Genomic DNA, 15,920 nt, shown 5'->3' with positions numbered 1-15,920 from the left:
AGGTACGCCGTTCAGGCGCGGCGGTGGGCGATCCGACCAGCGACGACGGTCACCAGACAGGCCCCGTCGACGCCGTGCACCGCGAGGTCGGCCCGCCCGGCCGACCGCAGCGTCGGCGCCACGGCGGTGGCCAGCACCAGCAGGTCGCCGCGCTCGGCGGCGGCCCGCAGGGCGGGGTCGGTCAGGTGTTCCGCCAGCACCGCCGTCACCCCGGTACGCAGCAGCGCGTGCACCCGCTCACGCGGGGTTGGCGCGGGCGGCAGCGGACGGTCGTGCAGCAGACCCGGCCCCAGCGTTCCGGGCCAGCGGCGAACCCGGGCGTTGGCGTACGCCGAACTCAGCTCGGCCAGTGGGCCGACGGCCTCGATCCGGTCGCCACTGACCAGCACGGCGTGGTCGGGCAACGACTCGCCGTCCTGGTCGCGCCGCAGCAGGGCCGCCGTGTGCAGGGTGAGCATGCTCAGTCGACGAGCGGGCCGAGTTGCGGGCGCTTCGCCGTCACCGTGTCGCCGGACGACCGACCGGTCAACCGCCGCTTCACCCAGGGGGCGAGGTACTGACCGGCCCACCGCAGGTCGGAAGCGCGGGCAGCCAGCCACGGCGACGGTGCCGGGTGCGGCGGAACCATCAGCCACTCCTCGTCGCAACCAACCCCGAGGGCGTTCAACACCTGCCCGGCGACCCGTCGATGCCCGGCCGGGGAGAGGTGCAGCCGGTCGGTGCTCCAGAGCATGGGGTTGAGGAACGTGTCGTCGGCGTACAGGTCGACCATGATGGCGCCGTGCCGCTCGGCGGTCTCGCCGACCGCCTGGTTGAGCAGCTGCACCCGGGGGGCGACGAGGCGTTGGCCGGGCAGTCGGGCCATCACGTCCGCGAACCGGAAGAGGAGCACGTCCGCGCCGCCCGAGCGCAGTTGCCGGACCACCTCGTCGAAGCGGGCGACCAGCGTGTCCGGGTCGAAGGTGCGCCGCAGCACGTCGTTGCCGCCGGCCGCGAAACTGATCAGATCCGGCTTCATCGCCACGGCGGAGGGCACCTGCTCGGCGACCACGCTGGGGAAGAGCCGGCCCCGGATGGCCAGGTTGGCGTACCGGAAGTCGGGCCCGGCGTCGGCGGCGAGCCGGGTCGCGACCAGGTCCGCCCAGCCCCGGTAGGTGCCGTCCGGGTACGCGTCGTCCATACCCTCGGTGAAGCTGTCCCCGACCGCGACATAACTGCGCCAGCGCACCCGCGCCCCCTCACGCCTTCGTTGCCTGCGGCGACCAGTCTGTCACCGGAGAGGCTGCACACGGGGCCCCGATCCGCCGACGTGTCGCACGTCATTGAGCGCCGGCCGGGCGGAACCTGATTCAGGCTCCGCCCGGCCGTCGCCAGTAGCTCAGCCGTCAGGGCGCGTACGCGAGCAGCGCCAGCCCTCGGGTGCCGCGGGCCTCGGCGACTTCGTCCAGCACCTCGAACCTGGCGTCGAGCACGACGATCCGATCCGCTCGACGGATTAGAACCAACTCGTCGGAGGTGAAGAAGATGTTCTTGACCTCGCCCTTGACCGGCAGCTTCTTGACCCTGCTGGTGGCGACCTCGACGACCGCGTGGCTGTCGTCGCGACGAGACGGGTCGGTCCCCTTCCAACCCACCGCCACGTAGCGACCGTCCAGGGACACGCTGCGGACGCTCCAACCGTCGTACTTGTCGGCATCCTCGCTCGGCGGCTCGTAGTGGTAGGGGCGACGGCTTCCCGGACCGGAGACGAACGGCCCCGACTCGTCCATGGCAGCCAGGAAACGACCGTCGGCGGACCAGCACGGGTCCGTCTCCTCACCCCGATCACCGTCAACAGGCCTACCGGTGACTGCGTTCATCAGGACCGACGCCCCGTCGTCCTGCCGGACCATCAGGCGGTCGCTCCCCATCCACACCAGTGCCCTGCTGCCCAGACAGCCGACCTTGGTGGCGAGCTTCCGCTTGCGCGTCCCGTCGATCGCGGCGGTCATCAGCGCCCCGAAACCCGCCGTGTCGGCGTCCTCCACCCAGGCCAGCCGCTGCCCGTCGGGCGAGACGGTGATGGAATTGCCGACGCACGGCTCACCGCCGAGCGGGATCCGGGCCACCGTCCGGTCCGCTCCACCCTGGACGGCGTGGACGACCGCGTCCTTCGACGTACGACCAAGGTAGTAGAGCGTGCCGGTCAGAACCTTCACCGTCGGATCGCCCGGGCTTCCCGAGGTGCCGGGAGACACGGTCGGCGCCGGGCCCGACGGAGATCCGGTCGGCGTGGGCGCCACTGTGACCGAAGGGGTGTTCGCCGGCAGCGGCGCAGGACCGGTGGCATCCGGGCGGATCACGAAGGCAGCACCGGTGGCAGCGCCGATCAGCACCAGGGCCGCGGCCGAGGTCGCAACCGCGCGCTGGATGCCGAGCCGGCGGGACGCTCGCAGGGTACGGTCGCGAAGGTCGACCGGGTCGACCTCCCCAGCCAGGTCGGCCAGGTCGAGCCGGAGACGCTGGTCGTTCATCGGGTGCTTCCTTCCAGGACGTACAGCTCGGCAAGCTCGGGCGCGACGGCACGCAACTTGGCCAGCGACCTGGCCGTCTGGCTCTTCACCGTGCCGACGGTGACGCCGAGCAGGTCGGCCGTCTCTGCCTCGGTGCGGTCCTCGAAGAACCGCAGCACCAGCACGGCACGTTGCTTCGGGGAGAGCTTCAGCAGCGCCGATTTGAGGGTGAGCCGCAGACTGGTCTGCTGGGCGTGGTCGGACACCGAGCCGCCTCCGCGTGGCTCGGGCAGGTCGCCCGGCATCGACTCGGGAACCCGACGGCGGCGCCACCAGGACACTTGCAGGTGATACATGGTCTTGCGGGTGTATGCCTCGGCGTTGCCGGTGCGGTGCAGGCGGTTCCAGGAGCGGTGCGTGCGTGCCAGGGCCGACTGGACCAGGTCCTCGGCCAGATGCTGGTCGCCGGTGAGGAGGTAGGCCGAGCGCAGCAGCGCCGGCGTGCGAGTACGGACGAACGAGTCGAACTCCGTCAGAGAATCCACACGAGCCGATCCTTCGGGTCATGGTGCGGCGAACTTGATGCCCTTCCAGACGTCACGCTGGTCTCCGGTGGTTGCCGCCCAGGGCGCCAACATCCGACAGTGACGCCCCGCTTCGGACCGAATTGGATCGCCGGGCCGGGCACGTCCGCTCTAGGCTGCGCGAATGCTGCTACGCATGTCGACCCTGTTGCTGCGGACCCTGCGCGAGGATCCGGCCGACGCGGAGGTGCCGAGCCACCGGCTGCTGCTGCGCGCCGGCTACATCCGTCGGGCCGCACCGGGCGGCTACACCTGGCTGCCGCTGGGCAAGCTGGTGCTGGATCGGATCACCGAGGTGGTGCGGGGCGAGCTGCTGGCGATCGGCGACCAGGAGGTGCACTTCCCGGCGCTGCTGCCCGCCGAGCCGTACCGCACCAGCGGCCGGTGGACGGAGTACGGCGACGACATCTTCACCCTCGCCGACCGGCGTGGTGCCGAGCACCTGTTGGCGCCCACCCACGAGGAGATGGCGGCGCTGCTGGTCAAGGACCTGTTCACCTCGTACCGGGACTTCCCGGTGACGCTGTTCCAGGTGCAGACGAAGTTCCGCGACGAGGCTCGGCCGCGTGCCGGCTTGCTGCGTGGCCGGGAGTTCCTGATGAAGGACGCGTACTCCTTCGACCTGGACGAGGCGGGGCTGCGGGAGGCGTACGGGCGGCATCGCGCCGCGTACCAGCGGATCTTCGACCGGTTGGGGCTGGACTACATGGTGGTGCGGGCGATGTCCGGCGCGATGGGCGGCTCCGCGTCGGAGGAGTTCCTGGCGGCGACGCCGGTCGGCGAGGACACCTTCGTCGGCTGCACCTCCTGCGACTTCGCGGCGAACACCGAGGCGATGGCCACCCGGGTCCCGAGCGCCGGTGACCCGAACGCGCAGCCGGCCGTCGAGGTGCACGACACCCCGGAGACTCCGACGATCGCGAGCCTGGTGGAGTTGGCCAACGCGCGCCGGTTGGGCGGTCGGGACGGCTGGACCGCCGCCGACACCCTGAAGAACGTCGTGTTGTCCGTTCGTCAGCCGGGTGCCGACCGGGCCGAGCTCCTGGTCGTCGGGCTGCCCGGTGACCGGGAGGTCGACCTGAAGCGGGTCGGTGCCGCACTGCACCCGGCACAGGTGACCGTCTTCGAGGAGTGGACCGAGCATCCGGAGCTGGTTCGCGGCTACATCGGCCCGCAACTGCTCGACAAGCTGGGCATCCGCTACCTGGTCGACCCTCGGGTGGTGACCGGGTCTGCCTGGCTGACCGGGGCGAACGAGCCGGGCCGACACGCGACCGACGTGGTGTGCGGACGGGACTTCACCCCCGACGGCACCATCGAGGCGGCCGACGTCCGCGCCGGCGACCCCTGTCCGGAGTGCGAGGCGGGCGAGCTGACCATCCGGCGGGGCATCGAGATCGGGCACATCTTCCAGCTCGGCCGCCGCTTCACCGACGCCTTCGCGGTCGACGTGCTCGGGCCGGCCGGCAAGCCGGTCCGGCCGACGATGGGCTGCTACGGCATCGGGGTTTCCCGGGCGGTGGCGGCCGTCGCCGAGCAGCACCACGACGACCGGGGACTGGTCTGGCCGGCGGCGGTCGCGCCGTGTGACGTACACCTGGTGGTTGCGGGCAAGGGCCCGCAGCTCGACGCGGCGCTGGAGCTCGGCGGGCGTCTCGCTGCCGCGGGCCTGCGGGTGCTGGTCGACGACCGCACGCACGTCTCGGCCGGGGTCAAGTTCACCGACGCCGAGCTGATCGGCATCCCCCGGGCCGTCGTGGTCGGTCGCCGGCTCGCCGACGGGTACGTCGAGCTGCGCGAGCGGGCCGGTGACGGGCGCACCGAGTTGCCGCTGGACGGTCTGGTGGATCGACTCGTCCACGAGGTACACCAGGAACGTGCGAGCCTGGTGTAGCTGTCGCGTCACGGGGTAGTGCAGTCGGATCGATGGAAACGTCTTCGGAGGCTCTCATGACCGGTTACCGGGTCAGTGACGTGATGACCAAGCAGGTCGTGTACCTGCCGGCCGAGACCACCCTGGACGAGGCGGCCAGGGTGATGAAGGAGGCCGACATCGGTGATGTGGTGGTCACCGACGGCGCGAGCCTCGCCGGCATGCTCACCGACCGGGACATCGTGGTGCGGGCCGTGGCGGAGAACAGCTCCCCTGCGGCCACCACCATCGGCTCGATCATCACCCGCGAGGTCGTCATGATCGAGCAGCACTGCACGGCGGGTGAGGCGGCGGCGCTCATGCGGGATCGGGGCATCCGACGCGTGCTGGTCTGTGACAGTGACCGCAAGCTGGTGGGGATCGTCTCGCTCGGCGACCTGGCCATGCAGCTCGACCCCAGCAGCGCGCTCAGCGAGATCAGCGAGCAGTCGCCCACCGTGTGACCGGGGCCCCGGCACGACGGCGGTAGCCTCGACGCATGGCTGACATGCCGGCCCGACTGGCCGAGATCGTCGACGAGTTCGCCGCCGCGCCGCGCGACCTGGTGCTGGAGATGCTCCTGGAGTACGCGGACGTCATCCCGGCGCTCCCGGAGGGCGCCGCGGAGCGCGAGGGCATGGAACAGGTGCCCGAGTGTCAGACGGCGTTCTTCCTGCGCGCCCGGGTGACCCCGGAAGGCACCGTGGAGACGCTCTTCGACTGCCCACCGGAGGCACCCACCACCCGGGCGTTCGCCGGGATCCTCGCCGAAGGGCTGGCGGGGGCGAGCGCCGAGCAGGTGCTGGCCGTGCCGGACGACCTCTATCAGCGAATGGGGCTGGCCCAGGCGATCAGTCCGCTGCGGATTCGCGGCGGCACGGCGATCCTTGGCCGTCTCAAGCGGCAGATCCGGGAACAACTCGGCTGACCGCGAGGTTGGCACCGATCATGGAGATCGAGATCTACGCGGACGTCATCTGCCCGTGGTGCTACATCGGCAAGCGCCGCCTGGATCAGGCCCTCGCCAGCTACGAGGGTGAGGTGACGGTCCGCTACCGGCCGTTCCAGCTCGACCCGTCGCCGGTGCCGCAGCCCCAGCCTCTGGTGGAGGCGCTGGCCGGCAAGTTCGGCGGCCCGACGCGCGCCCGGCAGATGGTCGACCACGTGACCCAGGTCGCGGCGGCCGACGGACTGCGGCTCGACTACGACCGCGCGGTGATCGCCAACACCTTCGAGGCGCACCGGCTGGTCTCCTGGGCGACTGACCAGGGCAGGGCGGCCGAGATGGTGGAGGCGCTCTACCAGGCGCACTTCAACCACGGGGTCGACATCGGCTCGCGGGAGGCGCTGGCCACCCTGGCCGGTGAGATCGGCCTCGACGCGGCCGACGCGCGCCGGTTCCTCGACTCCGACGAGCGCGTCGCCGACGTCGCCGCCGACCTGGCCGCCGCCCGGGATCTGGGCATCACCAGCGTGCCGACCTTCGTGCTGGCCGGAAAGTACGCGGTCTCCGGTGCGCAGGACGTGCAGACGCTGCTCGCCGCGCTGGCCGAGGTCGAGCAGCGCGAGTCCGCAGCGCACTCACACTGAGTCACCGACCGCCGGGCGTCCGGCATCGATGATCACGATGTTTCACGTGCAACAACATCGATGCCGATGCCTGGTCAGACCGGCCTGGCCAGCCCTTCCACCACCTGAGCTCCGGGCAGTGCGCCCAACGCCGGCCCCGGCAGCGCTATCTTGCTGTGCCGTACGCCGGACCCGACGATCACGTGCGGTGTGGCGATGACCCGCGCGTCCACCAGGATCGGCCACTGCGCCGGCAGCCCGATCGGGGTGATGCCGCCGTACTCCATGCCGGTCAACTCGACAGCGTCGTCCATCGGGGCGAAGCTCGCCTTGCGGACGTCCAGCGCCCGGCGGGCCACCCCGTTCACGTCGGCCCGCGTGGTGGCCAGGATGATGCAGGCCGCGTAGCGCACCACGCCCTCGCGCTTGCCCGCCACCACGACACAGTTGGCCGACACGTCCAGCCCCACCTCGTACGCCGCGCAGAACGCCGCGGTGTCGGCGAGGTCGGCGTCGATCGGCGCGACCAGCACGTCGTTGACGTCCACCGGCGCGTCGGCCGGCCACTGCGCGATGGCCTCCGCGACCGACGGGGCGAGCAGATCCAGGCGGGCGCGGGCCGGTTCGGTCTTCAGCGTTCCCATCACGGGTGCGATCCTCGCATCCGCGACGCTGAACCGCCCAACGGCTCCCCGGCCCCCCGGCGATGCCACCGGGCCGGGCCGGATCGATCCGGCGCTCAACTGCCGGCGAGGAAGGCGTTGTCGCGCATGAAGGAGCGGTCGCGGGAGGCCGCCAACTCCTCCTCGCGCTGGGCCTTGGCCCGTTGCAGCTCCAGATCCTCGAACGCATGCCGGACACCCAGCCGGATCACGCCGTAGAGGAAGACGAAGCCGAAGACGTAGAGGATCACAGTGGTGACGACAGCGAACATGGCGTCACGGTAAGACGAACGTGAACCGTTGTTGCTCTCATTTCCGGCCGGTTCCCCCGTACGTGTCGGCCAGGTGGTCGGGCGGCGGCTCACCTCGACCGGATCAGGTCCAACACGGTGAGCAGCGCGAAGAACGCGATCACGATCTCGTTGACGATCCAGGCATGCCCCTCGGCCCACTTCCGCATACGGGTCAGCACCCGCGAGGCCCTGCTCCCCAGCAGCAGCAACGCCAGCAGGGGCAGCGCGAGCAGGAGCACGGTGACCAACACGAACGGCACCAGGTGCCACCACGGCAGATCGTGTCGGGCCACGCTCGCCCCGACGGTGGCCATGGTCAGGTCGTCGGTGGGCGTCGCGACAAAGAGCAGCGCACCCAGCCGCAGCGCCTGCGGCGGACCGGCGTGCTCGATGCTCCCCAGCCAGCGCGGCGGTCCGGAGCGGCCCCGGCGGACCCAGATCAGCACGGCCAGGATCACGAGCAGGGCCAGCACCACCAGGTCGATGGCGGGGCCGCGGTCGACCTTCCCTGCCACGGCGCTGGCGTCGGCGACCGCTCCACCGACCAGCTTGGCCAACAACCAGGCAACCGTCACCCCGGCGGCGACCACCAGCCCCGCGCCGGCGAGGAAGCCCAGCGACGCCGCCCGGGGCCGATCCGACGAGGCCAGGAAGACCGCCACCACCAACTGCGTCCCGGCGACCATGACCACGGCGAGCGGCAGCACGGTCAGGAAGTTCATCGCCCGCCATCCTCCCGGCACGAGGAGGTGGAACGCGGCCGAATCCGCCGATCACCCGGTGGGTCGTACACCCCCGCCCACCACGACACGGCCGGCGAGCAGCGCCCCGAGCAGCGCCAGTCCCGCGGTCACCGCGAGCGTCGTCGTGTAGCTGGCCGGGCCCGGCGCACTTCCCGCCGCCAGCACGGCCCCGGTCAGCGCGAGCACCGTCGCCGCGAAGAGGGAGTCGCTCAGTTGCAGAGACGAGCTGTTGCGGCCCTGCTCGCCCGGCGCGGACAACTCAAGGGTGAGCACCGACAACGACGGATAGAGCAGCCCCATGCCCAGACCGGCGATCGCCCAACCGACCACAGCGACGGCCACCGGCAGTTCGGGCCGCACGGCCAGCGCCACCGTGGCGGTGCCGACCGTGATGCAGCTGAGCCCGGCACGCGGCAGGCTGGCCCGCGAGGCCGGCACCGGAATCCGGCCCTGCAACCAGGAGCCCGCCGACCAGGCCAGCGCGCCGACGGTGAGGACCAGCCCGGCCGCGGTCGGCGAGAGGCCCCGTTCCCGGGAGAGCATCAGCGGGATGACCACCTCGGCGCCGACGAAGGCCGCCGACGCCAGGCCACGCAGCCCCACCACGGTGGCCAGCCCCCGCGCGGCCCGGAGGAACCCGGCCGGCAGCAGGCGCGGGGCGCAGACCAGCAGGCCGACCACGGCGAACGCGACCAGCACCAGGGCGGTGGCACCGCGCTGCTGTCCCCCGATGTGCAGCAGTGCGGCACTCACCGCGGCCCCGCACGCCCAACCGATCCGCGCGGCCGCACCCGCCGGCGGGCTCGTTGCCGCACTCCGGCCCAGCGACCGCAGGCCGGGATGGATCAGCAGCACCGCCGGCACGGCCACCGCCGGCACCGCCAGGAAAACCCACCGCCAGCCCAGGTACTGCACGATCAGGCCGGCAACCGCCGGCCCGACCAGCGACGGTACGACCCACGCCGCCGCGAACGCCGCGAAGATCCGCCGGTGCAGCTCCTGCGGGTACGCCTGCCCGACGATCACGTAGAGCGCCACCGAGAGCAGCCCGGAGCCGAAACCCTGCACGACCCGCCCGACGACCAGCGCGCTCATCACGGGGGCGGTCCCGGCGATCAGCAACCCGACCACGAACCAGGCGACGCCGTGCCACATCGGCCCCTTGGGACCCCGGGCGTCGCACCAGATGCCGGAGACCACCATGGCCAGCACACCGGTGGCGAACGGGCCACCGAACGCGATCCCGTAGAGCGCCAGCCCGTCGAGGCTGCGCGCGACGGTCGGCATCGCCGTACCGACCGCCAACGCCTCGAACGCGAGGAGTGAGATCAGCGCGACGCTGCCCACCGTCATCGCGCGCAGCCGGGGCGCGAAGAGTCCCGGTGCGGCGGGTGTGGCGGTGACGACTGTGCTCGGCATCGACCGAGCATGCGACTTCAACCCTGATTCATGTCAACCGGCGGGTGACCCGGCTCTCGTCAGGCGTCCTGCAGCGCCCTCCCGACCCCGCGCGCCAGCCCGGAAAAATGCTGGTCTGCCAGCAGATGACCGGCGGTGATCACCACGGCGATCGGCCACTCGATGACCTGTAGCGCGGCGAGGACCCCGAGCCCGGCGTAGTAGACGACCTTGTCCGGTGGCGGCACCGCCACCTCACCCAGCATCGGCAGTTGCACCCGCCGGTTGTACATCTGGACGTTCTCCCGTGAGCCGTTGAGATGTCGCGTCAGCGTGCTCATGCCGGCCTCCCCATGTCCGGTGATGGTCGTCGGATTCCACGGCCCACCCCGTCCATGCGCCAGCGACCGCGGAAAATTCCGCCGGTCAGGGGGCATATCGGATGGCAGGTCGGGAAGCCAGGCCGCCGGACGTCAGTGCGGTGGGAGGACGACATGGACAAGGTCAGGACGAGGGGCAACAGGGAGCCGGGCCGGCGCCCGTCCAGCCGTACGCCTCGATGACGGCGGCGGGTCGCGCTGCCGGCCGCATCCTGCCGTCCTTCGGCGTACCGCACCTGGTCGGCGAGGCGTCCCGGTCGGTCAGCTCGGTCGCGACCCGGCTGGCCCGGTCGGTCGGGCTCACCCGGCGTGGGGTCTGGTCGCGGCCCGGTCGGCACCACATCGAGGTGCACGGCGTGTGCCAGGAGGGCGGCGACCAGCTTGCCCGGCAGGTGGAGGGCACGCTGGAGCGGATGCCCGGGGTGGCCTGGGCCAGGGTGAACGCTCCCTCCGGGCGGGTGGTGGTGGCCGTGCAGGCCCCCGAACCGGATCTCGATGCCCTCATCGCCACGATCAGCCGGGTCGAGCGGACCTGCGACCACGAGCCCGATCCGGAGATCCCACCCCCACATCCGCCGGAGGAGGGCCCGCACAATCCGCGCACCCTCGGCGCGCTCGCCTCGGACGCGCTGGGTCTGACCCTCTGGGCGGCCACCCGGATCCTGCCGTTCGCGCCGTTGCCCGGTGAGGTGGCCGGCCTGCTGTCGGCGGTCGACCTGCAGCCGAAGCTGCACGCGTTCCTCGGCAGGGCGTTGCGCTCCGACCCGCGCGCGGAGATTCTCTTTCCCCTGGCCGAGGCCGTCGTACAGGGCCTGGCCGGCCGCTGGACCGGCATCGTCGTCGACAGCGCCCAACGGTTCGTGGAGTGGGGCGAGGACCGGGCCCAGTTCTCCGCCTGGGAGAGCGCCGAACCGCGGTTGACCGGCGAGCCCGAGCGTGCCGTCGCCCGGTGGCCGATAGCCGACCGTCCGCGACCCAAGCCGCACGGCCCGGTCGAGCGGTACATCAACCGGGCCCTCGCCGCCGGTACGGCGGCCGGCGCGGCGGCATTGCCCTTCGCCGGACGCAAGCGGGCCGCCGCGCTGGGCCTGTCCGCGCTGCCGAAGGCGCCCGGCAGCGGACGCGAGGGGTACGGCGCCCAGCTCGGCCGGATGCTGGCCCGGCGCGGGGTGATCGCGATGGACCGCAGTGTGCTGCGGGAGTTGGACCGCATCGACACGCTCGTGCTGGACGCCGCGGTGCTCGGCTCGGACCGGGGCGTACTGGCCGATCTGGCGCCAGCGGCCGACGCGGACGTCGACCAGGTGGCCGAGCGGGCCTTCTCGTTGTTCGACCCGGACGACCCGGCCGCTTCCCGTACGGCGGACGGATGGCGGCTCGGGCCGCTGGACCAGATGCCCGCCCACGACCCGGACACCATTTCGGACGCGGAACGGCTGCGCTCGGCTGGCGGCCAACTCCTCGGCCTCGCCCACGGCGACCGGCTCGCCGCTCTGTTGCGGGTCGAGCCGGAACCCGCGCCCGGCGTCGACGGCCTGCCCGCCGCCGCCCGACATGCCGGCCTGCGGCTGGTCGTGGCCGGCGGCGACGAGCAGCGGTACGGCTTCGCCGACGCGATGCTGCCCGGCGGGGACCAGTTGGCCGAGTCGGTACGCACGTTGCAGCGCGACGGCGCGGTGGTGATGCTGGTTTCCGCGGACCGGAAGGCGCTCGGCGCGTCCGACTGCGGTCTTGGTTTTGCCGCGCCGGAGGAGCTGCCGCCGTGGGGCGCGCATCTGCTGGTCGGTGCCGACCTGCGGGTGGTGGCGCTGGTGATCGAGGCGACCGGGGTGGCTCGGCGTACGGCCCAGCAGAACATCCGACTGGCCATGGCCGGCACCGGTCTCGGGGCGCTGGGCGCGTTCACGGCCCCGCCGACGGAGCTGCCCGGCCGGTCGCTCGTCGCGGTCAACGGCGCGGCCGGCCTGGCCTTCGCCAACGGGGTCTGGCAGGCCCGCCGGTTGCACGACCATTCGGACACCCCGGCACCGGTGGCAACCGCCTGGCACCTCATGCCGGTTGGCACAGTGCTCGACCACCTGCGCTCCACCCCGGACGGCCTGGCCGGCGCCGAAGCGCAACGCCGACACCACGGCCCCGGCGGAAACGGCAATGCCGGACCGGGGAGCGGAGGGCTGCTGCGTGCCTTCGTGGACGAGTTGTCCAACCCGCTCACCCCGGTGCTGGTGGCCGGGGCGGTGCTCTCCGCGTCGTTCGGATCGCTGGTCGACGCCGCCCTGGTGGGCAGCGTCGTCGGTGGTTCCGCCCTGATCGGGGCGGTGCACGAACGCAACACCGAACGGTCACTGGCCGAGCTCCTGTCCCGTTCGGCGGTGACCGCACGGGTCCGCCGCGACGGGGCCGAGCAGGTTCTCGCCGCCGAGGACCTGGTCCTCGGAGACGTCATCACCCTTGAGCCGGGCGACTCGGTGCCCGCCGACTGCCGGGTGCTCGAGTCGGTGGGTCTGGAGGCGGACGAGTCGTCGCTGACCGGCGAGTCGCTGCCGGTCGCCAAGTCCAACCGACCGGTGGTGGCCGCCGCCATCGCCGACCGACACTCGATGCTCTACGAGGGCACCACCGTCGCCGCCGGGCACGGCACTGCCGTGGTGGTGGCGACCGGCTCGGACACCGAATCCGGCCGCAGTCTCGCCCTGGTCAAGCAGGACCCCCCGGCCAGTGGAGTGGAAGCTCGGCTCGGCTCGTTGACCAGCGCCGCCATCCCGTTGGCGGCCGGTTCCGCGGTGGCGGTGGCCGGCGCGGGCCTGCTTCGAGGCGTACCGCTGGCCGAAACGGCGGCGACCGCCGCGAACCTCGCCGTGGCGTCGGTGCCGGAAGGGCTGCCGTTCCTGGTCAGCGCGGCGCAGCTGGCCGCGGCCCGACGGCTGGCCGAGCACGGCGCGTTGGTCCGCAACCCGCGCACCATCGAGGCGCTGGGCCGGGTGGACGTGCTCTGCTTCGACAAGACCGGCACCCTCACCGAGGGCCAGTTGCTGCTCGCCGGGGTCGGCGACAGCGCCGGCGACCAGTACGCCCCGCTGGACCGGTTGGACGACCGGCTGCGGATGACGCTGGCCGCGGCGCTGCGGGCCACCCCCGCCGCAAAGAATCCGGACGAGTTGGCGTTGCAGACCGACCGGGCGGTCCGGCGGGGCGCCGGGGAGGCCGGGGTGGTGGAGCAGACCGGTGCCGCCGGGTGGCGGGCCGCCGGAGGGCTGCCGTTCGAGCCGTCCCGCGGCTACCACGCGAGCATCGGACAGACCGACGGTCACCTGTTGTTGAGCGTCAAGGGTGCTCCGGAGACGGTGCTGCCGCGCTGCTCGTCCCGGCGCATGGACGGTCGTCAGGAGCCGCTGGACGACGCCGGCCGCGCGGAGCTGGAGCGGATGCTCGCCGACCGGGCCGGCGCGGGAAACCGGATCCTCGCCGTCGCGGAGTGCCCGGTGAACGACCCGAAGGTGACCGACTCCGACGTTAGAGGGCTGACCTTCGTGGGTTTCCTGGCCCTCGCGGACGGTGTCCGGGAGAGCGCAGCCCCGGCGGTACGCCGGATCCGGCAGGCCGGCGTGCACACCATCATGATCACTGGTGATCACCCGGCCACCGCCGAGGCGATCGCCGCCACCATCAGCGAGCACGACGCACAGCGGGTGGTCACCGCCGCTGAGCTCGACCAACTGGACGACGACGCGCTCGCCGAGCGGTTGGCCAACACCGACGTGGTGGCCCGCTGCACCCCGGCGCACAAGGTGCGGATCATCCAGGGGTTGCAGAAGTGCGGGCGAACCGTGGCGATGACCGGCGACGGCGCCAACGACGCCCCGGCGATCCGGCTGGCCGACGTCGGCATCGCCCTCGGCCAACGGGGCACCCCGGCCGCCCGCGCCGCAGCCGACCTGGTGGTCACCGACGACCGGTTGGAGACCATCATCGCCACCCTGATCGAGGGGCGGGCCATGTGGTCGTCGGTGCGGCACGCGCTCAGCATCCTGGTCGGCGGCAACCTCGGCGAGATCGCGTTCAGTGTGCTCACCGCCGCCGCGACCGGCCGCTCCGCGCTCACCGGACGACAACTCCTGCTGGTCAACCTGCTCACCGACCTGGCGCCGGCGCTGGCCATCGCGGTCCGGCCACCCGCGTCGGACCGCACCGACGCGCTGCTACGGGAGGGCCCGGACACGGCGCTCGGCGAGAGCCTCACCAGGGAGATCGGGCTGCGGGCGGCAGCCACCACGCTGGGCGCGACCGCCGGCTGGACGTTGGCCCGATACACCGGACGCCGTCAGCGGGCCGGCACAGTCGCCCTGGTCTCCCTGGTCGGCACCCAACTCGGGCAGACCATCCTGGCCGGCGGCACCAGCCCGGCCGTGCTGGCCTCCACGGCGGCGTCACTGGGCGTCCTGGTCGTGGTGGTGCAGACCCCGGGGGTCAGTCAGTTCTTCGGCTGCACCCCGCTCGGGCCGGTGGGTTGGACCATCGGGGCCGGGTCGGCGCTCGGCGCGACCTTCGCCAACGGCGCGCTCACGAAGCTGATGGAGCATGTGCCGCCGGCCCGACCTCACACCACCACTGCGGACAGCGACGGCGCGAGCGGCTCCAGGGGCTGAGCATCGGGTGTTGCGCTCGGGCGGCGTTGCGGTCGGTGGCGGGGGCGGCCGGCGAAAAACCTGCCGCCCCCCGTTCTTCAGCCGAAGGGCTTGGGGAGCGGAACCTCGCCCCTCATCGCCTTCTCCGCCAATTCCGTTCGCTCCGGGTGGAGCCTGCTCTCGTCCAACGGGTGGCGAGGCGTGTTGATGCATTGTTGGCCGCTCTGGGCACTACAGATCGGACACCAGAGGAAGAGGCCGCCAGACGGCACCAGCTCGATGCCCTGAGCAAGAGCCGACTTGCCGATCTTGATGATGGCCTCGTACAGGCTGTTGTCCCGGTGCCGTGCCGCTGCGGCGGCCGCCTCCCGCATCCCGACCCAGAACTGTTCGGTTGCATCCGGCTCGTCGATATTGATCTGCACATTCGAAGATGCCCGTCCTTGAGTGGCCCAAACCCTCATCAAACCGTCACTGGGATCCCGTTCGTGGTCCGTAAATCAGCCGACCCCTGACCCACCCGCATGCTCTGGTCGGCCCGTCAGCGGCGCCGGGAGGTGAGCCGCGTGCCGACGGCTCACCGGGGTACCGGAGCAAGACCATCCCGCTCACGCCACTCGCCTGACCGCACTGCCGGCTCCGGCCGGTCGGGGCTCCGGCGGCTCCGGCGGCTCCGGCGGCCAGGGGCTCCGGCGGCCAGGGGCTCCGGCGGCCAGGGGCTCCGACAGCTCCGCGGTCAGATGACTTCCCGGGGTTGTTGCGGCTTCTCCTACCCCGGTCGGCGCCTGCCACGCCGCCCGCTGTGTCGTCACCGTCGCCGGAGCGGAGAGGGCCCGTCGGCTAGCGTCGCTGATCTGCATCAAAGCAATGTGGAGGCGAGGATGCCCGAACCAACTCGTGCGGTCGCCCTGGCGGCGTTGACCGAGCTGTGGGAGCAGGGATGTCCGATCGCCTCACCCGATGACCGAGAACGCCTCGTCAACATGGGCCTACGCCGCTGGCACAGCTTTCATCGGCGGCACCCTCGCATCCGCCAGCCTTCGCACGAGGCCAGGATCCGCGACCTGGTGCGCGGGTTGATCGAAGCAGTCGAACCCGAACCGGGCCTGGTCGGCCGGCTGGTCAAGGACTACGAGTGCGTCGCTGAAGCGATCGCCGCAGCTGCTGCCCCGCCGCGGCAGCCGTAAGTGCTGGTGGAGCCCAGGGGGCTCGAACCCTAACCCCTGCCTGCAAAGATCAAGCCTGCTGTCGGTCGGGCGTCT

Annotated in this window: 16 protein-coding genes; 6 read left to right on the top strand and 10 right to left on the bottom strand. The window is 72.1% G+C overall.

Annotated elements, in window-relative coordinates; genetic code table 11:
* Nucleotides 1-11: 11 nt before the first annotated feature.
* The 4 genes from ACFYP0_RS32075 to ACFYP0_RS32060 form a co-directional block, all read right to left on the bottom strand.
* On the bottom strand, nucleotides 12-458 hold the full coding sequence (locus ACFYP0_RS32075; protein WP_386998471.1) for an imidazolonepropionase-like domain-containing protein: 447 nt from the start codon (nucleotides 456-458) through the stop codon (nucleotides 12-14).
* 2 nt (nucleotides 459-460) lie between these two features.
* Entirely contained in the window at nucleotides 461-1,228 is a 768-nt protein-coding gene (locus ACFYP0_RS32070) for an SGNH/GDSL hydrolase family protein (protein WP_124858569.1), read from the bottom strand.
* Nucleotides 1,229-1,385: 157 nt separating this feature from the next.
* Complete coding sequence (locus tag ACFYP0_RS32065) at nucleotides 1,386-2,513, bottom strand: hypothetical protein (RefSeq protein ID WP_386998470.1); 1,128 nt, start codon at nucleotides 2,511-2,513, stop codon at nucleotides 1,386-1,388.
* Complete coding sequence (locus tag ACFYP0_RS32060) at nucleotides 2,510-3,037, bottom strand: SigE family RNA polymerase sigma factor (RefSeq protein ID WP_124858571.1); 528 nt, start codon at nucleotides 3,035-3,037, stop codon at nucleotides 2,510-2,512. The genes ACFYP0_RS32065 and ACFYP0_RS32060 overlap by 4 nt, the downstream gene beginning before the upstream one ends.
* Before the next feature lie 163 nt (nucleotides 3,038-3,200).
* Here ACFYP0_RS32060 and ACFYP0_RS32055 point away from each other — a divergent pair, with 163 nt between their 5' ends.
* The 4 genes from ACFYP0_RS32055 to ACFYP0_RS32040 are packed head-to-tail and all read left to right on the top strand — an operon-like array spanning nucleotide 3,201 to nucleotide 6,578.
* The gene (locus tag ACFYP0_RS32055; RefSeq protein ID WP_386998469.1) at nucleotides 3,201-4,970 is read left to right on the top strand and encodes a proline--tRNA ligase; all 1,770 of its coding nucleotides are present in this window, start codon (nucleotides 3,201-3,203) and stop codon (nucleotides 4,968-4,970) included.
* 56 nt (nucleotides 4,971-5,026) lie between these two features.
* Nucleotides 5,027-5,452: a CBS domain-containing protein gene (locus tag ACFYP0_RS32050; RefSeq protein WP_355495682.1), complete on the top strand. Its 426-nt coding sequence runs from the start codon at nucleotides 5,027-5,029 to the stop codon at nucleotides 5,450-5,452.
* A 35-nt stretch (nucleotides 5,453-5,487) separates the two neighbouring features.
* A complete protein-coding gene (locus ACFYP0_RS32045) occupies nucleotides 5,488-5,916 on the top strand; it encodes a SufE family protein (RefSeq protein WP_124858574.1) in 429 nt (142 codons plus the stop codon).
* Nucleotides 5,917-5,936: 20 nt separating this feature from the next.
* Nucleotides 5,937-6,578, top strand: coding sequence for a DsbA family oxidoreductase (locus ACFYP0_RS32040; protein ID WP_386998468.1), 642 nt, complete (start codon nucleotides 5,937-5,939; stop codon nucleotides 6,576-6,578).
* A 74-nt stretch (nucleotides 6,579-6,652) separates the two neighbouring features.
* Here ACFYP0_RS32040 and ACFYP0_RS32035 read toward each other — a convergent pair whose 3' ends face one another.
* From ACFYP0_RS32035 to ACFYP0_RS32015, 5 genes are all read right to left on the bottom strand, one after another.
* Nucleotides 6,653-7,201 (bottom strand): YbaK/EbsC family protein, encoded by a 549-nt coding sequence (locus ACFYP0_RS32035; protein ID WP_386998467.1) that lies wholly within the window; start codon nucleotides 7,199-7,201, stop codon nucleotides 6,653-6,655.
* Nucleotides 7,202-7,296: 95 nt separating this feature from the next.
* Nucleotides 7,297-7,491, bottom strand: a complete 195-nt coding sequence (locus tag ACFYP0_RS32030; RefSeq protein WP_091396465.1) for a hypothetical protein — start codon at nucleotides 7,489-7,491, stop codon at nucleotides 7,297-7,299.
* 89 nt (nucleotides 7,492-7,580) lie between these two features.
* Complete coding sequence (locus ACFYP0_RS32025) at nucleotides 7,581-8,234, bottom strand: GAP family protein (protein ID WP_386998466.1); 654 nt, start codon at nucleotides 8,232-8,234, stop codon at nucleotides 7,581-7,583.
* Between the two features lie 51 nt (nucleotides 8,235-8,285).
* Complete coding sequence (locus tag ACFYP0_RS32020; protein WP_386998465.1) at nucleotides 8,286-9,674, bottom strand: MFS transporter; 1,389 nt, start codon at nucleotides 9,672-9,674, stop codon at nucleotides 8,286-8,288.
* 59 nt (nucleotides 9,675-9,733) lie between these two features.
* The gene (locus tag ACFYP0_RS32015) at nucleotides 9,734-9,994 is read right to left on the bottom strand and encodes a hypothetical protein (protein WP_124858578.1); all 261 of its coding nucleotides are present in this window, start codon (nucleotides 9,992-9,994) and stop codon (nucleotides 9,734-9,736) included.
* A 218-nt stretch (nucleotides 9,995-10,212) separates the two neighbouring features.
* On the opposite strand from ACFYP0_RS32015, the gene ACFYP0_RS32010 reads away from it, so the two are divergent.
* Nucleotides 10,213-14,679, top strand: a complete 4,467-nt coding sequence (locus tag ACFYP0_RS32010; RefSeq protein WP_355495432.1) for an HAD-IC family P-type ATPase — start codon at nucleotides 10,213-10,215, stop codon at nucleotides 14,677-14,679.
* Nucleotides 14,680-14,756: 77 nt separating this feature from the next.
* Here ACFYP0_RS32010 and ACFYP0_RS32005 read toward each other — a convergent pair whose 3' ends face one another.
* A complete protein-coding gene (locus ACFYP0_RS32005; protein ID WP_355495435.1) occupies nucleotides 14,757-15,083 on the bottom strand; it encodes a zinc finger domain-containing protein in 327 nt (108 codons plus the stop codon).
* A 456-nt stretch (nucleotides 15,084-15,539) separates the two neighbouring features.
* Here ACFYP0_RS32005 and ACFYP0_RS32000 point away from each other — a divergent pair, with 456 nt between their 5' ends.
* Nucleotides 15,540-15,845 carry a hypothetical protein gene (locus ACFYP0_RS32000; protein ID WP_356975566.1) on the top strand — a complete coding sequence of 102 codons (306 nt, stop codon included), beginning with the start codon at nucleotides 15,540-15,542 and terminating at the stop codon, nucleotides 15,843-15,845.
* The last annotated feature ends 75 nt before the right edge of the window (nucleotides 15,846-15,920 follow it).

This window comes from Micromonospora arida (assembly GCF_042873195.1).
Lineage (GTDB): Bacteria > Actinomycetota > Actinomycetes > Mycobacteriales > Micromonosporaceae > Micromonospora > Micromonospora arida.
The sequence above is the reverse complement of the archived record's forward strand: the minus strand, read 5'-3'. Positions and strand labels throughout refer to the sequence as shown.

What these genes read in the sequence shown, in the direction of transcription:
- ACFYP0_RS32040 (WP_386998468.1), top strand. Translation starts at nt 5,937, where the DNA reads ATGGAGATCGAGATCTACGCGGACGTCATCTGCCCGTGGTGCTACATC.
- ACFYP0_RS32035 (WP_386998467.1), bottom strand. Translation starts at nt 7,201, where the DNA reads ATGGGAACGCTGAAGACCGAACCGGCCCGCGCCCGCCTGGATCTGCTC.
- ACFYP0_RS32010 (WP_355495432.1), top strand. Translation starts at nt 10,213, where the DNA reads ATGACGGCGGCGGGTCGCGCTGCCGGCCGCATCCTGCCGTCCTTCGGC.
- ACFYP0_RS32050 (WP_355495682.1), top strand. Translation starts at nt 5,027, where the DNA reads ATGACCGGTTACCGGGTCAGTGACGTGATGACCAAGCAGGTCGTGTAC.
- ACFYP0_RS32065 (WP_386998470.1), bottom strand. Translation starts at nt 2,513, where the DNA reads ATGAACGACCAGCGTCTCCGGCTCGACCTGGCCGACCTGGCTGGGGAG.
- ACFYP0_RS32015 (WP_124858578.1), bottom strand. Translation starts at nt 9,994, where the DNA reads ATGAGCACGCTGACGCGACATCTCAACGGCTCACGGGAGAACGTCCAG.
- ACFYP0_RS32030 (WP_091396465.1), bottom strand. Translation starts at nt 7,491, where the DNA reads ATGTTCGCTGTCGTCACCACTGTGATCCTCTACGTCTTCGGCTTCGTC.
- ACFYP0_RS32075 (WP_386998471.1), bottom strand. Translation starts at nt 458, where the DNA reads ATGCTCACCCTGCACACGGCGGCCCTGCTGCGGCGCGACCAGGACGGC.
- ACFYP0_RS32025 (WP_386998466.1), bottom strand. Translation starts at nt 8,234, where the DNA reads ATGAACTTCCTGACCGTGCTGCCGCTCGCCGTGGTCATGGTCGCCGGG.
- ACFYP0_RS32020 (WP_386998465.1), bottom strand. Translation starts at nt 9,674, where the DNA reads ATGCCGAGCACAGTCGTCACCGCCACACCCGCCGCACCGGGACTCTTC.
- ACFYP0_RS32045 (WP_124858574.1), top strand. Translation starts at nt 5,488, where the DNA reads ATGGCTGACATGCCGGCCCGACTGGCCGAGATCGTCGACGAGTTCGCC.
- ACFYP0_RS32055 (WP_386998469.1), top strand. Translation starts at nt 3,201, where the DNA reads ATGCTGCTACGCATGTCGACCCTGTTGCTGCGGACCCTGCGCGAGGAT.
- ACFYP0_RS32000 (WP_356975566.1), top strand. Translation starts at nt 15,540, where the DNA reads ATGCCCGAACCAACTCGTGCGGTCGCCCTGGCGGCGTTGACCGAGCTG.